The sequence below is a fragment of the Pectobacterium colocasium genome (genome assembly GCF_020181655.1).
GTDB classification, from domain to species: Bacteria; Pseudomonadota; Gammaproteobacteria; order Enterobacterales; family Enterobacteriaceae; genus Pectobacterium; species Pectobacterium colocasium.
Genome location: NZ_CP084032.1, coordinates 4,418,872 through 4,434,452 on the forward strand (window position 1 = coordinate 4,418,872; position 15,581 = coordinate 4,434,452).

General features: G+C 53.5%; 13 protein-coding genes. 2 read left to right on the top strand and 11 right to left on the bottom strand.

The features are described 5' to 3' along the window. Positions 1-50 precede the first annotated feature (50 nt). The 9 genes from dam to pilM all read right to left on the bottom strand — a co-directional run bounded on the left by dam (position 51) and on the right by pilM (position 7,905). Positions 51-863, bottom strand: coding sequence for an adenine-specific DNA-methyltransferase (dam, locus tag LCF41_RS20010; RefSeq protein ID WP_225086019.1), 813 nt, complete (start codon positions 861-863; stop codon positions 51-53). 79 nt (positions 864-942) lie between these two features. Next, on the bottom strand, positions 943-1,965 hold the full coding sequence (locus LCF41_RS20015; RefSeq protein ID WP_225086020.1) for an SPOR domain-containing protein: 1,023 nt from the start codon (positions 1,963-1,965) through the stop codon (positions 943-945). 166 nt (positions 1,966-2,131) lie between these two features. Continuing rightward, a complete protein-coding gene (gene aroB, locus LCF41_RS20020; RefSeq protein ID WP_225086021.1) occupies positions 2,132-3,217 on the bottom strand; it encodes a 3-dehydroquinate synthase in 1,086 nt (361 codons plus the stop codon). A gap of 54 nt (positions 3,218-3,271) precedes the next feature. Next, positions 3,272-3,793 (bottom strand): shikimate kinase AroK, encoded by a 522-nt coding sequence (gene aroK, locus LCF41_RS20025; RefSeq protein WP_005969451.1) that lies wholly within the window; start codon positions 3,791-3,793, stop codon positions 3,272-3,274. Positions 3,794-4,142: 349 nt separating this feature from the next. After that, positions 4,143-5,435: a DNA uptake porin HofQ gene (hofQ, locus tag LCF41_RS20030; protein ID WP_431191546.1), complete on the bottom strand. Its 1,293-nt coding sequence runs from the start codon at positions 5,433-5,435 to the stop codon at positions 4,143-4,145. Between the two features lie 92 nt (positions 5,436-5,527). Next, a complete protein-coding gene (locus LCF41_RS20035) occupies positions 5,528-5,905 on the bottom strand; it encodes a HofP DNA utilization family protein (protein WP_225086022.1) in 378 nt (125 codons plus the stop codon). Then, positions 5,902-6,489, bottom strand: coding sequence for a hypothetical protein (locus LCF41_RS20040; protein ID WP_225086023.1), 588 nt, complete (start codon positions 6,487-6,489; stop codon positions 5,902-5,904). The genes LCF41_RS20035 and LCF41_RS20040 overlap by 4 nt, the downstream gene beginning before the upstream one ends. Further along, entirely contained in the window at positions 6,482-7,051 is a 570-nt protein-coding gene (locus LCF41_RS20045) for a PilN domain-containing protein (RefSeq protein WP_225086024.1), read from the bottom strand. The genes LCF41_RS20040 and LCF41_RS20045 overlap by 8 nt, the downstream gene beginning before the upstream one ends. 2 nt (positions 7,052-7,053) lie before the next feature. After that, positions 7,054-7,905 carry a type IV pilus biogenesis protein PilM gene (pilM, locus tag LCF41_RS20050; RefSeq protein WP_225086025.1) on the bottom strand — a complete coding sequence of 284 codons (852 nt, stop codon included), beginning with the start codon at positions 7,903-7,905 and terminating at the stop codon, positions 7,054-7,056. Positions 7,906-8,016: 111 nt separating this feature from the next. Between pilM and mrcA the strand changes: the two genes are divergently transcribed. Continuing rightward, on the top strand, positions 8,017-10,572 hold the full coding sequence (gene mrcA / locus LCF41_RS20055; protein WP_225086026.1) for a peptidoglycan glycosyltransferase/peptidoglycan DD-transpeptidase MrcA: 2,556 nt from the start codon (positions 8,017-8,019) through the stop codon (positions 10,570-10,572). A 112-nt stretch (positions 10,573-10,684) separates the two neighbouring features. Here the strand turns inward: mrcA and LCF41_RS20060 are convergent, their stop codons facing one another. Together LCF41_RS20060 and nudE are read right to left on the bottom strand one after the other, a co-directional pair. Next, a complete protein-coding gene (locus tag LCF41_RS20060) occupies positions 10,685-12,109 on the bottom strand; it encodes a DUF1593 domain-containing protein (protein ID WP_225086027.1) in 1,425 nt (474 codons plus the stop codon). Between the two features lie 231 nt (positions 12,110-12,340). Further along, complete coding sequence (gene nudE / locus LCF41_RS20065; RefSeq protein ID WP_225086028.1) at positions 12,341-12,898, bottom strand: ADP compounds hydrolase NudE; 558 nt, start codon at positions 12,896-12,898, stop codon at positions 12,341-12,343. Between the two features lie 436 nt (positions 12,899-13,334). Here nudE and LCF41_RS20070 point away from each other — a divergent pair, with 436 nt between their 5' ends. After that, entirely contained in the window at positions 13,335-15,482 is a 2,148-nt protein-coding gene (locus LCF41_RS20070; protein ID WP_225086029.1) for an intracellular growth attenuator family protein, read from the top strand. Positions 15,483-15,581: the final 99 nt, after the last annotated feature.

A 15,581-nucleotide genomic window follows, 5' to 3' on the forward strand; every position in this document is an offset into this window, starting at 1 on the left:
TTAACCGATTCACTGCGCTCTGCTTACCCCACCCTGTATATAAAACGGTATCACCGATAGAGGGCTAATAACTCGTTTACTTTACTACGCCCTAAAATATTACGGCTAATTGTTCGACGCGCTTTAACCACATACAGCACGGCTTCCTGATACCACTCACGGGTCAGCAACGTGTCATGATTGGAAATCAGTACCGGAATCTGGCTTTCTACCGATAAACGGCGCGCCAATTGCGCCAAACTCTGCTGATCGGCACGGCTGAAATTATTGGTGTGATAGGCCGTAAAATTTGCGGTCGCAGACAGCGGCGCATAAGGCGGATCGCAATAAATAACCGATCCCTTTTCTGCTTTTTCCAGCGTGTCCTGATAGTGCTCACAGACAAAGGTGGCATTTTGCGCCTTAAAGGCGAACCAACGAATCTCTTCTTCAGGAAAATAGGGCTTCTTATAGCGCCCAAAAGGAACATTGAATTCCCCACGCATGTTGTAGCGGCACAGACCGTTATAGCAATGGCGATTCAAATAAAGAAACAGCAGCGCGCGCCGATAGGCGTCGCTGCAAAGGTTAAATTCATCACGCAGCAGATAAAACGCCTCAGAGGTGTTCATCTCTTCCGTAAACAGTGTACGGGCGTCGAGAACAAACTCATCGGCATTCGATTTGACGATATTGTACAGGTTAATCAGGTCGCTATTAATATCGGCCAGTATGTAGCGATCGTATTCCGTATTCAGAAATACGGAACCCGCGCCGACAAAGGGCTCAATAAGACAGTCTCCTGCGGGTAAATAGCGACGAATCTCTTCTACCAGCGGATATTTACCACCAGCCCATTTTAAAAAAGCGCGGTTCTTCTTCATGCCGTCGTTAGTTACTCATACGTTTCAGAGCCGCGGATTGTACTCTGTGTAAGACAGCACATCAGGGCTAAAATTGGTGTTACTTATTCAAGTCCTGCTTCACCTGGCGGATCGGCTTAACCCATGGTTTTTTCGCTTGAACTTCTGCGGGCAAAGTAGCAATCGCCTGTTTCGCTTCCGCAGAAGACGCATAGACTCCGGTCACTAACACATACCAGGATTTTCCGTCTCGTTTCGTTTCGTACACCCACGAATGGGTGAGGTTGTTCTGTTTCGCGTAGGCTTTCAGCGTGTCGGCACGTGAAGCACTGCTCAGTTGTAACGTAAAGTGGCTGGCAGGCGCATTCTGTACGGAGACGTTCTGCCCAGCTGCCGCAGGAGCCGCTTTGGCATTAGCGGCTGGCTTGCTTGCGCTTGCGACTGGCGCTTTTGGCGCGCTGTTCGCTGCTGGCTTGGCACCATTCACATGTGCAGGCGTCGTATTGTGCGTATTTTTAGCGGATGAAGCCGCTGGCGCTTTCCCCGTCGTCGCGACTGTCGCAGGCGCTGTCGGCAGCGTCGAGTTTCCCGTCGCCCCCTGAGAGAATTCGCTCACACGCCCTTGCTGTTGCGACAGCGCATCGGTGATATTGCCTGGCAGCTCGATACGCTGCTGGCCTGCCACTGGCTGCTGAACCTGCGCATCCGTCGGTGTACCGGAAATTGGCGGAGCGCTTAGTGTCTGAGGCGACGTCGGCATCTGAGAAGACGGCTGCCCTGACTGTTGGCCATGGCTGGCATCAGCGGAAACTGCCGCCGGGCTTTCTCCCTGTGAGGAAGGCGGTGCGCTCTGCGTCATGGAGGACGAGGAAGAGAGATCGATATTTCTCTCGCCGCTCGCTTGATTCTGCGTCTGTGACGTTTGTGGCTGAGAAGGTGCCTGCAAAGCAGAACCGATACCCACGATCAGCAATACCAGTACTACAATCCCGATACCAATCATCAGGTGCTGTCTGGAAAGTGCGATTTTAGGTACCGCGAAGTTGCTGCTTTTTTGCTGACGAGTAGGTCGACGGTCACTGGTATCAGGCTTCAGCTCATCTTCCGGCTTGAACTCATCCATTTAACATCTCCCCACTAAAAAACTCGAATCCGCCGCGCAGTCACCGGGGCGAATCATTGAATCGTAACGCATTGTATTTTATTAACCATAACCCATCAGGGCGTGTCTGTCGTTAATACTTATCTTTCATAACTGCCAGTCTTTCATCACCCGATAGCATGACGCATCAGGCAAGGCAATCCGCTATTGAGGCCAGCACCATGTCATGCGCGACGCCGCCACGGACTTCCGACTGGCCAATTGCCGTTGGCAGTACCAGGCGTAGCTCGCCCGCCAGCACTTTCTTGTCGCGCATCATATGAGGAAGATAGGCTTCAGGCGCCATTTGCGCCGGGCCGTTCACCGGCAGGCCAGCGCGAATCAGCAGAGATTTGACTCGCTCAACGTCCTCAACGGAGAACTGCCCAAGGCGACGTGCCGTATGTGCAGCCATCACCATGCCTGCCGCAACCGCTTCGCCGTGAAGCCAGTTACCGTAGCCCATTTCCGCTTCGATGGCATGACCGTAAGTATGGCCCAAATTAAGCAGCGCACGCATACCACTTTCGCGTTCATCTGCCGCGACCACTGCCGCTTTGATTTCACAGCAGCGTCGAATGCAGTAAGCCAGCGCGTCATGCTGTAACCCACGCACGGCTTCAATGTTTTCTTCGAGCCAAAGAAAGAAATCGCGATCCAGAATAATGCCGTACTTGATGACTTCCGCCAGCCCGGATGACAATTCCCGTGCCGGTAACGATTTCAGGCAATCCAGATCGATCACAACCGATACGGGCTGGTAGAACGCCCCGATCATGTTTTTACCCAACGGGTGATTGACGGCGGTTTTACCACCGACGGAGGAATCTACCTGCGATAACAGCGTTGTCGGCACCTGAATAAACCGGACGCCACGCTGATAACTGGCCGCGGCAAAACCGGCTAAATCGCCGATGACACCGCCACCCAAGGCAACAATCGTCGTATCACGACCATGCGGCTTCGCCAACAGAGCGCTGAAGACCTGATCCAATACGGCCAACGATTTGTACTGCTCGCCATCAGGTAAAATAACCTGATCGACATGTACACCGTTGTTTTCCAGCACACCACGAACGCGGTCAAGATACAGAGGGGCCAACGTCTGGTTAGTCACCAGCATGGCCTGCTCCCCCGCTTTCAACGGCATAAAAGAAGCCGAATCATCAAATAATCCGGCGGCTATCGTAATGGGATAACTGCGTTCCCCAAGTGTTACGGTAATTCTTTCCATGCGCGTTAAACAACCCGTTCAGGATCCGCTCAATACGGATATAAAGGTATGCTCTTAGTTACTTTCCAGCATATTGATAATCTGGTTAGCAACGACCTTGGCACTTTGCTCGTCAGTCCGAATGGTCACGTCAGCGATTTCTTCATAAAGCGGGTTCCGCTCTTTCGCCAGCGCTTCCAATACTTCACGTGGAGGGGTTTCAACCTGAAGTAACGGACGCTTCTTATCACGCTGCGTGCGGGCCAGCTGTTTCTCGATCGTCGTTTCCAAATAAACGACAACGCCGCGCGCGGAAAGACGGTTACGCGTCTCACGTGATTTGACTGAGCCACCGCCTGTCGCCAGTACGATGCCTTGCTTTTCCGTCAATTCATTAATGACTTTCTCTTCACGATCGCGGAAGCCTTCTTCGCCTTCCACATCGAATACCCAGCCCACATCAGCCCCAGTGCGTCGCTCAATTTCTTGATCGGAGTCGAAAAACTCCATATTGAGTTGCTGAGCTAACTGACGGCCAATAGTGCTTTTGCCGGCACCCATAGGCCCAACCAGAAAGATATTGCGTTTCTCTGCCATGTTTTTTGGTATTACTAAGACAATTCGTTAATGATAACCCGCCCCGCCAATCAACCCAGCGGCGGGACCTAAACTGAAACCTCATGAGCGATAGTGCGAGAATCAGACAAAAAATTATCTCAAGACTCAGGGTAGTTTGGCAACCGAATAAAATGTCACACCGACCACAGGTGGTCAATGCAGTATGTTTTATCGACATTTTCGGTGGAACAACACTTCAGTGCTCAATTCGCTAACCCTTGTAAGCTAAATCCGCCGCAGCGTCAAACGCATAAGCGCGAACGCGACAAAATATTGCGCCCTGTCAGAAAAAAATAACCGCATGGCAGCAGTGCGCAACTGGGTTTGCTCATGATGAGGCAGGAATCAGCGTCGGCGTAATGAAAATCACCAATTCTCGTCGCGTGTGCTGTTGAGTATGGTTTCTGAACAGGTGACCAAATACGGGAATCTCACCCAAGAGTGGCACTTGTCTGTCGCTGTTCTTTTTTTGCTGCTGGAAAATACCGCCCAATACGATAGTTTCACCATCGGCGACCGTCACCTGAGTTTGGATCTCCTGTTTATCGATCGCTAACGCTTCGCCATTGTCACCCTGCTTAATCGTCTGTCCCGGCATGTTTTGACTAATTTTCAGGTTCAGGGTAATCCGACCGGCACGCAAAATATCCGGCGTGACCTCCATTCCGAGCACCGCTTCTTTAAACTCGATGGACGTCGATCCGCTGGCGCCGCTGGAAACCTGATACGGGATTTCCGTACCTTGTTTAATACTGGCGGTCTGCTGGTGCGCCGTAAACAGACGGGGGCTGGCAATAATTTCGACCTGGCTTTCCTGTTCCAGCGCCATGAGTTCCAGATCCAGTAGGCGACCATTCAATCGTGCTAAATGGAATCCCGCATTAATTGCCGGAGTGTCCACTGGTAGGCCGACATTAAAATTATTCAGCCTGAGCGCTTTATTCGCCGCGTCCCCTTCCCCCAATCCCCAGTTAACGCCCAGTTCCTGAAGGTGCTCACTGCTGATGGTGACAATGTGCGCCGCCAGTTGCACCTGCGCTAAGGGGAGATCGAGTGCCTTCACCCACGGTTCGAGCTGTGCCAGAGCCTCTTCCGTATCGCGAATCAATAAGGTATTCGTTCGTTTATCCACGGTTACGCTGCCGCGCGCAGAGAGCAGTGTTCCACGCTGAGCCTGAACGCTGGCCGCCACTTCCGTCGCCTCGGCATACTGCAACGCGACAGAGATATTGTGCAGCGGCAATTTCTGCGCCTGCTCCGCCATACGTTTGTCCTGCTCCTTCTCTAAAGACTCAAGGTGCCCGGCAGGGAAAACCATCAGCACGTTACCGTTACGTTCTGCGCTGAGCTTCCCCATGCGCAGCACAATATCCAGCGCTTGCTGCCACGGTACGTCTGCCAGCCTTAAGCTCAGATTCCCCGTCACGCCCGGCGCGATCACGACATTAAGCTGCTGGTGATCGGCTAATGCCTGTAGTACCCGCGGGATCGACGAATCCTCAAACGCCATCGATACCGTATTTTCCGCACGAACCTGAAACGATGCGGTAAGAAAAAGTAGCCCGCTCCACACCATCGCCTGACATAACAGCATCATCTGACATAACATCCTAATTTTCATCACTTTCCTTGTTATTGAGATACGCTGTTATCAGCGTTGTTTTCAAAGAGCGGCTGCCCAAAAACGAATACGCGCGACCAGGCAGGCTACGCCTATTCCTCTGGCTTATTGATAAACGGAGAAGCCAGCAGCAGGCTATCTGGCAGGCCGTCACAGCCTGCGTCACGCAACGTCGGGACAAATTTGGCACCGGATTTATCCAGTTGGCTAACCACCCAATACCCCGGAGGGATCGTCTCGCCGATCGCCAACCTGATCCAGCCAGCCTCTGGTTGCGCTAGCCAGCCAATCCAGCGCTCGCCAGAGCCAATCACACCTTTTAGCTGCCACGGTGGTAGCGCCGTTGAGGGTAAACAGCGCGTGGTGACCAACGGCTGAAAAGGATCGCTACGCACTGCGGTGTTTTCTGCATGTACGCTATGCGACGCGAATAGCAGCACCAATGTGATACGGAACGAGGTGGGGCTCATGGCAACGCCTCCGGCCCGATCAGTGCTAATGCCACCTGAAGCTGCGGTGTTCCCGGCGGCGATGCGGTTGGAATCGCGTCAGACTTGATGCTCAACTGCGCAATACGCAGCACATAAGGCAGCGCAGCCAGTTCACGCAGCACCTGCAACACCCCCGTATAATCTGCGCTAAACGCCAATTGCCAACGTTCCTGATGAGGTTCCCCTGCGTGGCGCGGGGCCGGTTGCCAGGACAGCAGCGATGCACCAGCCTGTGCCAGCGGATCGACGATAAGCTGCGACAATCGGTCAGGCTGGAAAGGGGCGTCTTGCGTGATTTTCTCCGCTAATTTCTCGCGTAGCTCTGGCAACTGCGGCATCACGTCCAGCTTTTGCTGGATTTCCCGTAACGCGAAGCGTGCCTGAGCGGTTTGATCTTCGATACCAAGTACCACCTGCCGAGACCCACCGATAAGTAGCCAGCCGACTAGCAGTCCGGTCGTGGCGACAAATGCCAACTGAAGGGCTATCTGTTGCCAGAGCGGTTTATTCACCAGCTCTGGCCGGCGTAGTACGACATCAATCAGGAGCGTTTGACTAATCATGGCCTTCCCCCAGTGAGGAAGTACCCACATCACGCCAATTAGCCTGAAAGGAAAAGCGCAACCCAGTGTTCACGCCACGCTCTTGGGAGGTATGCAGCAGCTGTACGCGGTCGACGGAAGCATGGCGCAATAATGCATGCTGTAGCGTAACGATATCGCGATAGCTTTCACTCACGCCTGAAAGTAACAGATGCGATCCACGGTCGGCGATTTCCGTCAGCCACAGACGTGCGGGCATCATGCCTGCAATCTGCTCTAGCAAATGGAGGTTGCGACGATTGTCATTCAGGATTACCGCCTGAGCCCGTTCTTGTTCCAGATAGCGGCGCAGCGTTTCCTGCGCCTGGTGCGTTTGTTGATATCGCACCGTCAGTTGCTGTTGCTGGGCCAGCACCGTATTGAGTGTATCCTGTGCCTGTTGCTGCCTGTGCAGCCAAAACAGATAACTCGCGGCGATAAGGCATAACGCCATCCCTATCTGTAGCCATAACAGCCCCAACCAGCGACGTGCCTGCCGATGCATCTGGACTTTCCGCCAGGGTAAAAGATTAATCAGCAGCATAATCAGGCATCCTCAGGGCGCAATGCCAGCCCACCCGCAATCGCAAAAGCCGGGGGAAAACTCGGCAGCGGCGGCTGCATGTGGCTAAACACGGTAAACGGCGACCACGGCTGTAATACGTCAGCGATCTGGTTAGGTAAATCAGGCGAAACGCCAGAGTAGTAGGCGATACTATCGACATCATGCTGATAGCGAGTACTCACAATCGATAAAATATCGGATTCATCATTCAGTTCATCAAGATGTATGAACCCCGAGTGAAAAGCGTGGTTTAGCGGGGATGCCCACAGCCAGCCCTCCAGCAGGCGATGCAGCAACAGGCGATGAGATTCCAGCCCTGCCAGTTGCGCCATCGTTCGGAGCGCACAGGTTGAAACATCAAGAACATCAGGGCGTAACTCCACACGATCCAGACATGTCAGCCATCTATCAATTTCCTGTCGACGTGCTGCCGTCACCAGCAGAGAACCCTGTTCCTGCGGGTCTTCCCGATAGTCTATCGCCAGCGATTCGCTGCTAACTGGCAGCTTACGCGCCGCCATCGTTTCAATATAGAGACTACGCCCTGGCTCCTGTAAACGCCGGTCGGGCATCGGCAGATGCTGCTGCAAGATCAGTTGGGCAGGAAACCCCACCCGTAGCGAAATGTGTCCAGGCAGCAAACGACGCCATGTACGCAAGGCCTCACAAAGCGCCTCAGTATGGTGTAAACTACCCGAGTGCAACGTATCGTCTGGTAGCGGACATTGCCACCAGTGACGAAGCTGCCAGCCATTGCGGCGGCGCTGAACCGCCAGAGCGCGCATGAAGCCGTTCTGTATATCTAATCCAACCCGCCAGATGTGATAAGCCATGCTCAACCCGATTTCCTTATCCAATAAACATATCCACAGTGCTGGCTTACCTTTATACTAGCGCCCGGTTGTTTATAAACTGTCCAAACGCTACTGAATGGAAAATCCCAGGTGAAGTTCGTAAAGTATCTATTCATCCTTGCAGTCTCTTGCATTCTGCTGGGAGCTGCCTCGATATACGGTTTGTACCGTTATATCGAACCCCAACTGCCCGATGTCGCCACGCTGAAAGACGTTCGGCTACAAACGCCAATGCAGGTTTACAGCGCTGATGGCGAACTGATCGCCCAGTTTGGTGAAAAACGCCGTATCCCGCTCAAGCTGGACCAGATTCCCCCTGAGCTGGTACACGCCTTTATCGCGACCGAAGACAGCCGCTTCTACGATCACCACGGTGTCGACCCCGTCGGGATTATTCGCGCCGCGTCTATCGCGTTGACGTCTGGCCACGCCTCTCAAGGGGCGAGTACCATTACGCAACAGCTCGCCAGGAACTTCTTCCTAAGCCCGGAACGCACTCTGATTCGTAAGATCAAGGAAGTGTTTCTGGCTATCCGCATTGAGCAGTTGCTGACCAAGGATGAAATCCTTGAGCTCTATCTGAACAAGATTTACCTCGGCTATCGCGCCTATGGCGTTGGTGCGGCGGCACAGGTGTACTTTGGTCGCCCGGTTGATCAGTTGACGCTGAGCGAAATGGCGATGATCGCCGGCCTGCCGAAAGCACCGTCAACGTTCAACCCGCTCTATTCCTATGACCGCGCCGTTGCCCGCCGCAACGTGGTGCTTGCGCGCATGAAGGATGAAAACTACATCACGCAGGCGCAATACGATGCGGCGCGTAGCGAAACGCTGGTGGCGAATTATCACGCCCCAGAGATTTCGTTCTCCGCACCGTATGTCGCGGAAATGGCGCGGCAGGAAATGGTGAAACGCTACGGTGAAGATGCGTATAACGACGGTTATAAGGTCTACACGACGGTCACCAAAAAATTGCAAACGGCCGCGCAGGATGCCCTGCGTAATAACGTGATGGCCTATGACATGCGCCACGGTTATCGTGGCCCGAGTAAAGTGCTGTGGAAAGTGGGTGAAGGCACCTGGGATCAGGCGAAAATGATTACCGCTCTGAAAGCGCTGCCGGTCTACGGTCCGCTCTCTCCGGCTATCGTCACCAGCACCACGGCAGACAACGCGATTGCAATCCTGTCTGACGGCAGCAATATTGCTCTGCCAATGGCAGGCATGCGCTGGGCACGTCCATACCGTTCCGATACGCAGCAAGGGCCAACGCCGAAACGCGTAACGGACGTGGTGCAGGCAGGCCAGCAGATCTGGGTACGCAAAGTCAATGATGACTGGTGGCTGGCACAGGTGCCGGACGTCAACTCCGCCATCGTTTCACTCAACCCGAAAGATGGTGCGATAGAAGCGCTGGTCGGCGGTTTTGACTTTAACCAAAGTAAATTCAACCGTGCGACGCAGGCTTTGCGTCAGATTGGTTCCAACATCAAACCGTTCCTGTACACCGCGGCGATGGACAAAGGGTTAACGCTGGCAACGATTCTGAACGACGTGCCGATCACCCGCTGGGATGCCGGCGCCGGATCTGACTGGCGGCCAAAAAACTCACCGGCAACCTATGATGGCCCGATCCGTCTGCGTCAGGGGCTGGGTCAGTCCAAAAACGTGGTGATGGTACGAGCCATGCGCGCGATGGGCGTGGATTATGCGGCGGATTACCTGCAACGCTTCGGTTTCCCGGCGCAGAATATCGTCCATACCGAGTCACTGGCGCTGGGTGCCGCTTCATTTACACCGCTCCAGGTTGTACGGGGTTATGCCGTTATGGCAAACGGCGGCTATCTGGTTGATCCCTATCTGATTACCAGAATAGAGAGCGAAGCGGGTGGTACGGTCTTTACAGCGACGCCAAAAGTGGTCTGCGATACCTGTAACTTACCGCTAATCTACGGTGAAACGCCACGTTCTCCAGTGTTAGCGACCACTAACGTTGAAGACGTCGCCACATCAAACGAAACGCCACCGCAAGGTCTGCCGCAACCGGAGCTGGAGCCTGTCACACCAGAGGCGGCACAGCAAAGCGCCGCACAGCCTTACGCCCCGCACGTGATCAGTACGCCGCTGGCGTTCCTGATTAAAGACGCACTAAACAGTAACATTTTTGGCGAACCCGGCTGGATGGGAACAGGCTGGCGCGCGGGCCGAGAGTTGAAACGTCATGATATCGGCGGTAAAACCGGTACAACGAACAGTTCCAAAGATGCCTGGTTCTCCGGCTATGGTCCGAATCTGGTCACCTCGGTCTGGATCGGCTTTGACGATCACCGCCGCGATCTGGGTGCCAGCAGCGCCTCTGGCGTCATCAAAGACCAGATCTCCGGCTATGAAGGCGGTGCGAAATCCGCACAGCCTGCGTGGGATGATTTCATGAAATCCGCGCTGGATGGCGTACCGGAACAGCCGTTGACACCACCACCCGGCGTCGTCAGCGTGGTCATTGACCGCAGCAGCGGCAAGCTGTCCAACGGAGGCGGGAACAGCCGTTCCGAATACTTCATTGACGGAACACAGCCGAAAGAATATGAAGTGCATGAAGTCGGCACCACGCTGATGGATAACGGGCAAAGCGAAGAGCTGTTCTGATATCCGGTATCCATATGCATTGATGGCCTTCCTGACGGAAGGCCATTTTTATTGGCACAACCCCTTGTAGACCACGCTATCGGCGTTCAATCCAGTACCTTTCAAACCACAATCACTTTGGCACCACGGTGACAATTGCCCGACGATAGGAGAACAGATTCGGTGTTCCCTCATCTTTCACCTGTAGAATGATATGAAAAGGCGTCGGTGTTTTAACGTCTGGCGCAACAAACTGCGTTTGCATCCCTGATGTGTTAACCAACTTCACTTCTGGTGCAAAATGTACGCCTATCGCGGTGGCCGTGGGTTCCTTATATTGCCACCAGGTATAATTCACTTTGTCACCATCACGATCGTGAGAACCATCGGCAGATAGCGTCACGGTTTCCCCTGCTTTCACGTTGATCGCCACAATAGAACGTCCGGCCTGACCATTCAGCACAAGGTCGGGGTTATGGTTGGCTTTTTTACTGTCCTTCGTCAGCGTCCAGTCCATACGAGCAGCAAAATCATTCTGGAATGCGTCACGCCAGCGCCAGATCGTGGCCGAGGCGGTACGGTACATTTTACCGTTATGACTCATGACCTGATCGGAGGTGCTGACGCGTAGCCCACTGGTGTCGCCCGGCACAATAGCCGCATAGCGCCCTCCCCAACTGCCATATTCCGCGTGTTCTGGATCGCCAAGCCCGTTTTGAATCAGATAGAGGAATGAGGGTGTATCCCCTTCCATCGTATATTCAATCGCTGGGTAGACCGCACCGAGCGGGCCTTTGCTACGGATATGTTTGCTCAGCCATTCGTTATTCACCTGACTCATATCGCTGCCTTCGGCAAACGACGAAGACATGCCGATCCAGGTAGAGAGGAAATAATCATTCCAGGCATGGATACTGGTGATATAGCGCAGCGTCGGGAAATTCGCGCGAATCCAGGCTCCGGTATTATCCTGATCGGAAATCGCATACACGCGAATCTTACTGACAAACGTCGCCACCTGCTCCGGCGTGCGAGTCGCACGTACGTCATGCAGCGCCTGTGCTAAGTCTACTGCTCCGCCCCATACCGTAACCCACAGAGGACGCGTGTCCTGTTTGTCCACCGCCTGAATGATCAACCTGGAGGCCTCTGTCGCTTTATTATCACCCACGACGTCCATGCCAAATCCGGCACGGCCAGATTTGACAACCTGACGTAATGCTTCCGAAGAAGGGTAGCCGGACGCATGCTGGCGCAGGTTAGGTAACACCTGCTCGTAAGCATCAAGGCGCTGCATAATCATCTCTGGATTGACCTTATCCCTCAGCCAGGTTGAGGTCGTTGCCACAATCCCTTCGACATCGAACTCGTTACTGTAGAGCAGGAAGCGAACCAAAGACTGCGAATCATCAGGCTCGTTACCAATGTCCGTCAGAATAATGATTCGAGTTTTCTCTGTCGTCGTTTCCGCCGCCTGACCCAGCGCAGGAAAGAGCAGCGTGCTCATCAGCGCCAGCAGCACCAATGGTGTACGTATGATCCCCTTCGGTATGTTCATCTTATCACTCTCTTTTGTCGGTGTTGTTTTACCCATTTATCAGGGCTGAAAAACAAAAAAACCCGCCGTGAATAGCAGGTTTTGCTATCCACGGCAGGTTCGCCTTCATTCATCAGTCACGCCCTGTGCAGACGTTATAGACGTCCGCATCGGTCACGACAACGCGTTAAAAAAGGATGTGTGACCGATATCACCGGAAAAGACGTATGCTTTCCGTTATGCCACAGGAAATTAGCGGGGTGTACGACGCAGCCAGTCGTGAGCCAGAAACAGCGCGCTGACATTACGTGCTTCGCGGAAATCAGGCTCTTGCAACAGCGACATCATGTTCTCCACAGGCCAGCGGATTTGCGGCATGGGTTCCGGCTCATCGCCTTCCAGGCTCTGCGGATACAGCCCCCGCGCCACCACGATATTCATCTGGCTGGAAAAATAGGAGGGTGCCATGGTTAATGTCGCCAGTAACTCTAGCTTTTCTGCCCCAAAACCGATTTCTTCCATCAATTCGCGGTTAGCGGCTTCAAAGACCGTTTCACCGGGATCGATCAGCCCTTTGGGGAAGCCTAATTCGTATTCTTCAATGCCGACGGCGTATTCACGAATCAACACCAATTCATCATCAATGACCGGGACAACCATCACCGCCTGTCGACCGCTTGAGCGCATCCGTTCATAAACCCGGCGAACCCCGTTGCTAAATTCAAGATCGACGGATTCCACATTGAACAGGCGCGAACGCGCTACCGTTTCTACCTTGAGGATTTTAGGTTTTTGCAGGTTATGACTCATTGATGCCCCCAGAGCGTTACGACCAGAACGGCATCTTAGCCCAACACGCATGAGAGACTGCGCTTAATGCAATCCGCATATGGCATGCTGTTGGATAAGAAAAGATCGTAAATATTCTTTTTTGATTCTGCTCACATTGTGCGTTAACAGTCGCCTTCGCTGCAACTATCGTGACGATGAATTTACGTGTGAGCAACATACAGGATACATCCTGTATGAGAAACCGCCGCTAAAAGTCAATAACTTAAAAAAAATAGGAATATCCTCATTCAAGTGGCATTTTTTGCTTGTTACTATCATCACCTTATGCGATTAATTCCATTCACAATTACGTTATTAATCTAAGAAAACAATGCCATACGGGTTATCATCAATTGTATAATTTTGTTAAACTCCGACGAAAACAAGGAGCCTCGCGTTTTGGAAGGGAGATGACATGAGCACAATATTTACCTTATTGGCGATATTGCTTGCCTGTCTGATCGCGATCGGAGGTGTTATTGGCTACCGACTGCGCCGTCGTTTCTTATCCACCCCGCCATTACCCGTTTCGCAATCGCTTCCCCGACGGCTCACTGAAGATGAACGCATCGCCGTGGAGCGTTATCTGGCTCAGGAAAACAGCCAGCAGACCACGCCGCTTGATACCCCGAATGCGCAGCCAAAACTGCCGCGTTCCCTGCAAAGTAATCGGGTTTACCCCGTCACCAAGACGATTACCCGCTACGGCCTGAGCACCGATGCTCAGAATAAGTGGCGCTACTACATCGATACACAAGAGATCCATCTGCCGCCCAGTTGGGAACAGTTCATTACCGAAAACAACACCGTCGAACTGATAAAGACGCGCTCGATTCCGCTGGTGATTTCCCTGAACGGGCACTCGCTAACCGAGTGCCTTGACGATCGGCCGCTGGCTCCACTACCAAGCGAAGTCCCCGTCCCGAACGCCTCCATCCGTCAGGAAGGGAGTGAGCATGCCGAATTGGTCACTATCCGTAAGGAAACACGTGAAGAACACGCCATGCACCACTCTGGGGGCTTGAAGGAAGCCGCCGTGCTCTGCGTGTCTTTCTTGCTCTTGTTCATCAGCCTGAATAGCCCTATCGCCCTGCTCCCCTGGCTGATTGGTACCGCATCCTTATTGGCGGGCTGGAGCCTCTGGCAGCTTTTCCGCTCGCCGTCCGCTCAGGAACTGCGGGATGTCCACTGCCTTCACGGCACACCGCAAGGTTTGGGCCTGTTTGGCGAGTCCAATCAGGGGCCGCTCGGCAATATCTCACTCGGCAATATCGATCTGATTTACCCGCCTCACTGGCAACCCTACATCACGCAAGATCTGGGCAGAAAAACGGATGTCGATATCTATCTCAATCGACAGGTCATCCGTCAGGGCGAACACCTTTCGCTGCATGATGAAGTGAAACATTTCCCGTTACAGCGCTGGGGCAGGAATCTGCTGCTATCCGTTGGTTCACTGCTCAGCCTGATTTTACTGATTACCAACGTGCAACTTGAACTGCCGCTCAAGCTCAGTCTGGCCTGGCTTCAGGGCGCACAGCGTATTGAAGTCACGCAGGTCAGCGATCTGGAAAAGGCTCAGCTCCACATTGGTGATACGCTGGCGGTGCGTGGCAGTGGTATGTGCTATGTGCCCGCAGGAATTCGTCCCGTCTCCACGCCGTCATCCTACGCGTTCAGCCCGTTCGACTGCTCCGCCATTTACTGGAATAAAGCCACGCCGCTGCCCTTACCGGAATCCGAGACCATTGAAAAAGCCTCTGCCTTGCTGAAATCCGTCAACAGCCAGCTCCACCCGCAAGCGGAAAAAGAAGGTCAGGTTAATTCCCAGCTAGCGTCCACGATCCAGAAATCAGGGCTGATCCTGATGAAAAACTTCGCTGACGTTGTCCTGAGAACACAAGATCTGTGTAAACAGGAAAACGATTGCTCCCGGCTGAAAAATGCGCTGGTTAATCTGAGCGATGTCAAAAACTGGAATACGCTGGTCAAAGACGCCAACTCCGGCACGCTAAAAGGCATGAATGTGGTGTTGCCCGCCGTCAGCGCAGAAACGCTGGAATCTCTGGTCAACAGTTCTACCGATCAATTCTTCTATCAGGAAATCAATAATGCGGCAGAATCGCTGAACAGCCCGCCGCCCGGTGGATTCCTGATTCGCAGCGATGAAGGCCGGCAGTTCGTTAACCACCCGCTCCCTCCAATGCCGCTCAATGAGTACCGCCCGTCGGATCAGTGGCAGGAACTCCAGCGGCTTTCCGCGATGCTGTTGCATACCCCGTTTAATGCCACAGGCGTTATCACCCAACTCAGCACCGATGCCAACGGGACGCAGCACATCAACCTGCACAGCGAACCCGACGTCATTACCGTCTGGCGCTATCTCGGCAGTTGCCTGCTGCTGCTGCTGTTTTCTGCAACGTTTATCGTTAATGCGGTTCTGGCCGCCATTAAACTGCGTAAAAGCCAGAAACGAGTGACCGATATTCAGCGCTATTACGCTTCTCGGTTCAACATGATGACGAATGCGTTCCCGGACAACCGCCCTCTGCTCCCCCGCTAACGGCATCGTGCCCGTACTGCGGTTATGCTAACCTAGCGGAATCGGTTTCCCGCCACTATTGCATTGCGCGCCTCCTGCTTCATCATCCCTACAGCACGG

What these genes read in the sequence shown, in the direction of transcription:
- LCF41_RS20045 (WP_225086024.1), bottom strand. Translation starts at nt 7,051, where the DNA reads ATGCTGCTGATTAATCTTTTACCCTGGCGGAAAGTCCAGATGCATCGG.
- nudE (WP_225086028.1), bottom strand. Translation starts at nt 12,898, where the DNA reads ATGAGTCATAACCTGCAAAAACCTAAAATCCTCAAGGTAGAAACGGTA.
- aroB (WP_225086021.1), bottom strand. Translation starts at nt 3,217, where the DNA reads ATGGAAAGAATTACCGTAACACTTGGGGAACGCAGTTATCCCATTACG.
- dam (WP_225086019.1), bottom strand. Translation starts at nt 863, where the DNA reads ATGAAGAAGAACCGCGCTTTTTTAAAATGGGCTGGTGGTAAATATCCG.
- pilM (WP_225086025.1), bottom strand. Translation starts at nt 7,905, where the DNA reads ATGGCTTATCACATCTGGCGGGTTGGATTAGATATACAGAACGGCTTC.
- LCF41_RS20070 (WP_225086029.1), top strand. Translation starts at nt 13,335, where the DNA reads ATGAGCACAATATTTACCTTATTGGCGATATTGCTTGCCTGTCTGATC.
- LCF41_RS20060 (WP_225086027.1), bottom strand. Translation starts at nt 12,109, where the DNA reads ATGAACATACCGAAGGGGATCATACGTACACCATTGGTGCTGCTGGCG.
- LCF41_RS20035 (WP_225086022.1), bottom strand. Translation starts at nt 5,905, where the DNA reads ATGAGCCCCACCTCGTTCCGTATCACATTGGTGCTGCTATTCGCGTCG.
- aroK (WP_005969451.1), bottom strand. Translation starts at nt 3,793, where the DNA reads ATGGCAGAGAAACGCAATATCTTTCTGGTTGGGCCTATGGGTGCCGGC.
- LCF41_RS20040 (WP_225086023.1), bottom strand. Translation starts at nt 6,489, where the DNA reads ATGATTAGTCAAACGCTCCTGATTGATGTCGTACTACGCCGGCCAGAG.
- LCF41_RS20015 (WP_225086020.1), bottom strand. Translation starts at nt 1,965, where the DNA reads ATGGATGAGTTCAAGCCGGAAGATGAGCTGAAGCCTGATACCAGTGAC.
- hofQ (WP_431191546.1), bottom strand. Translation starts at nt 5,435, where the DNA reads ATGAAAATTAGGATGTTATGTCAGATGATGCTGTTATGTCAGGCGATG.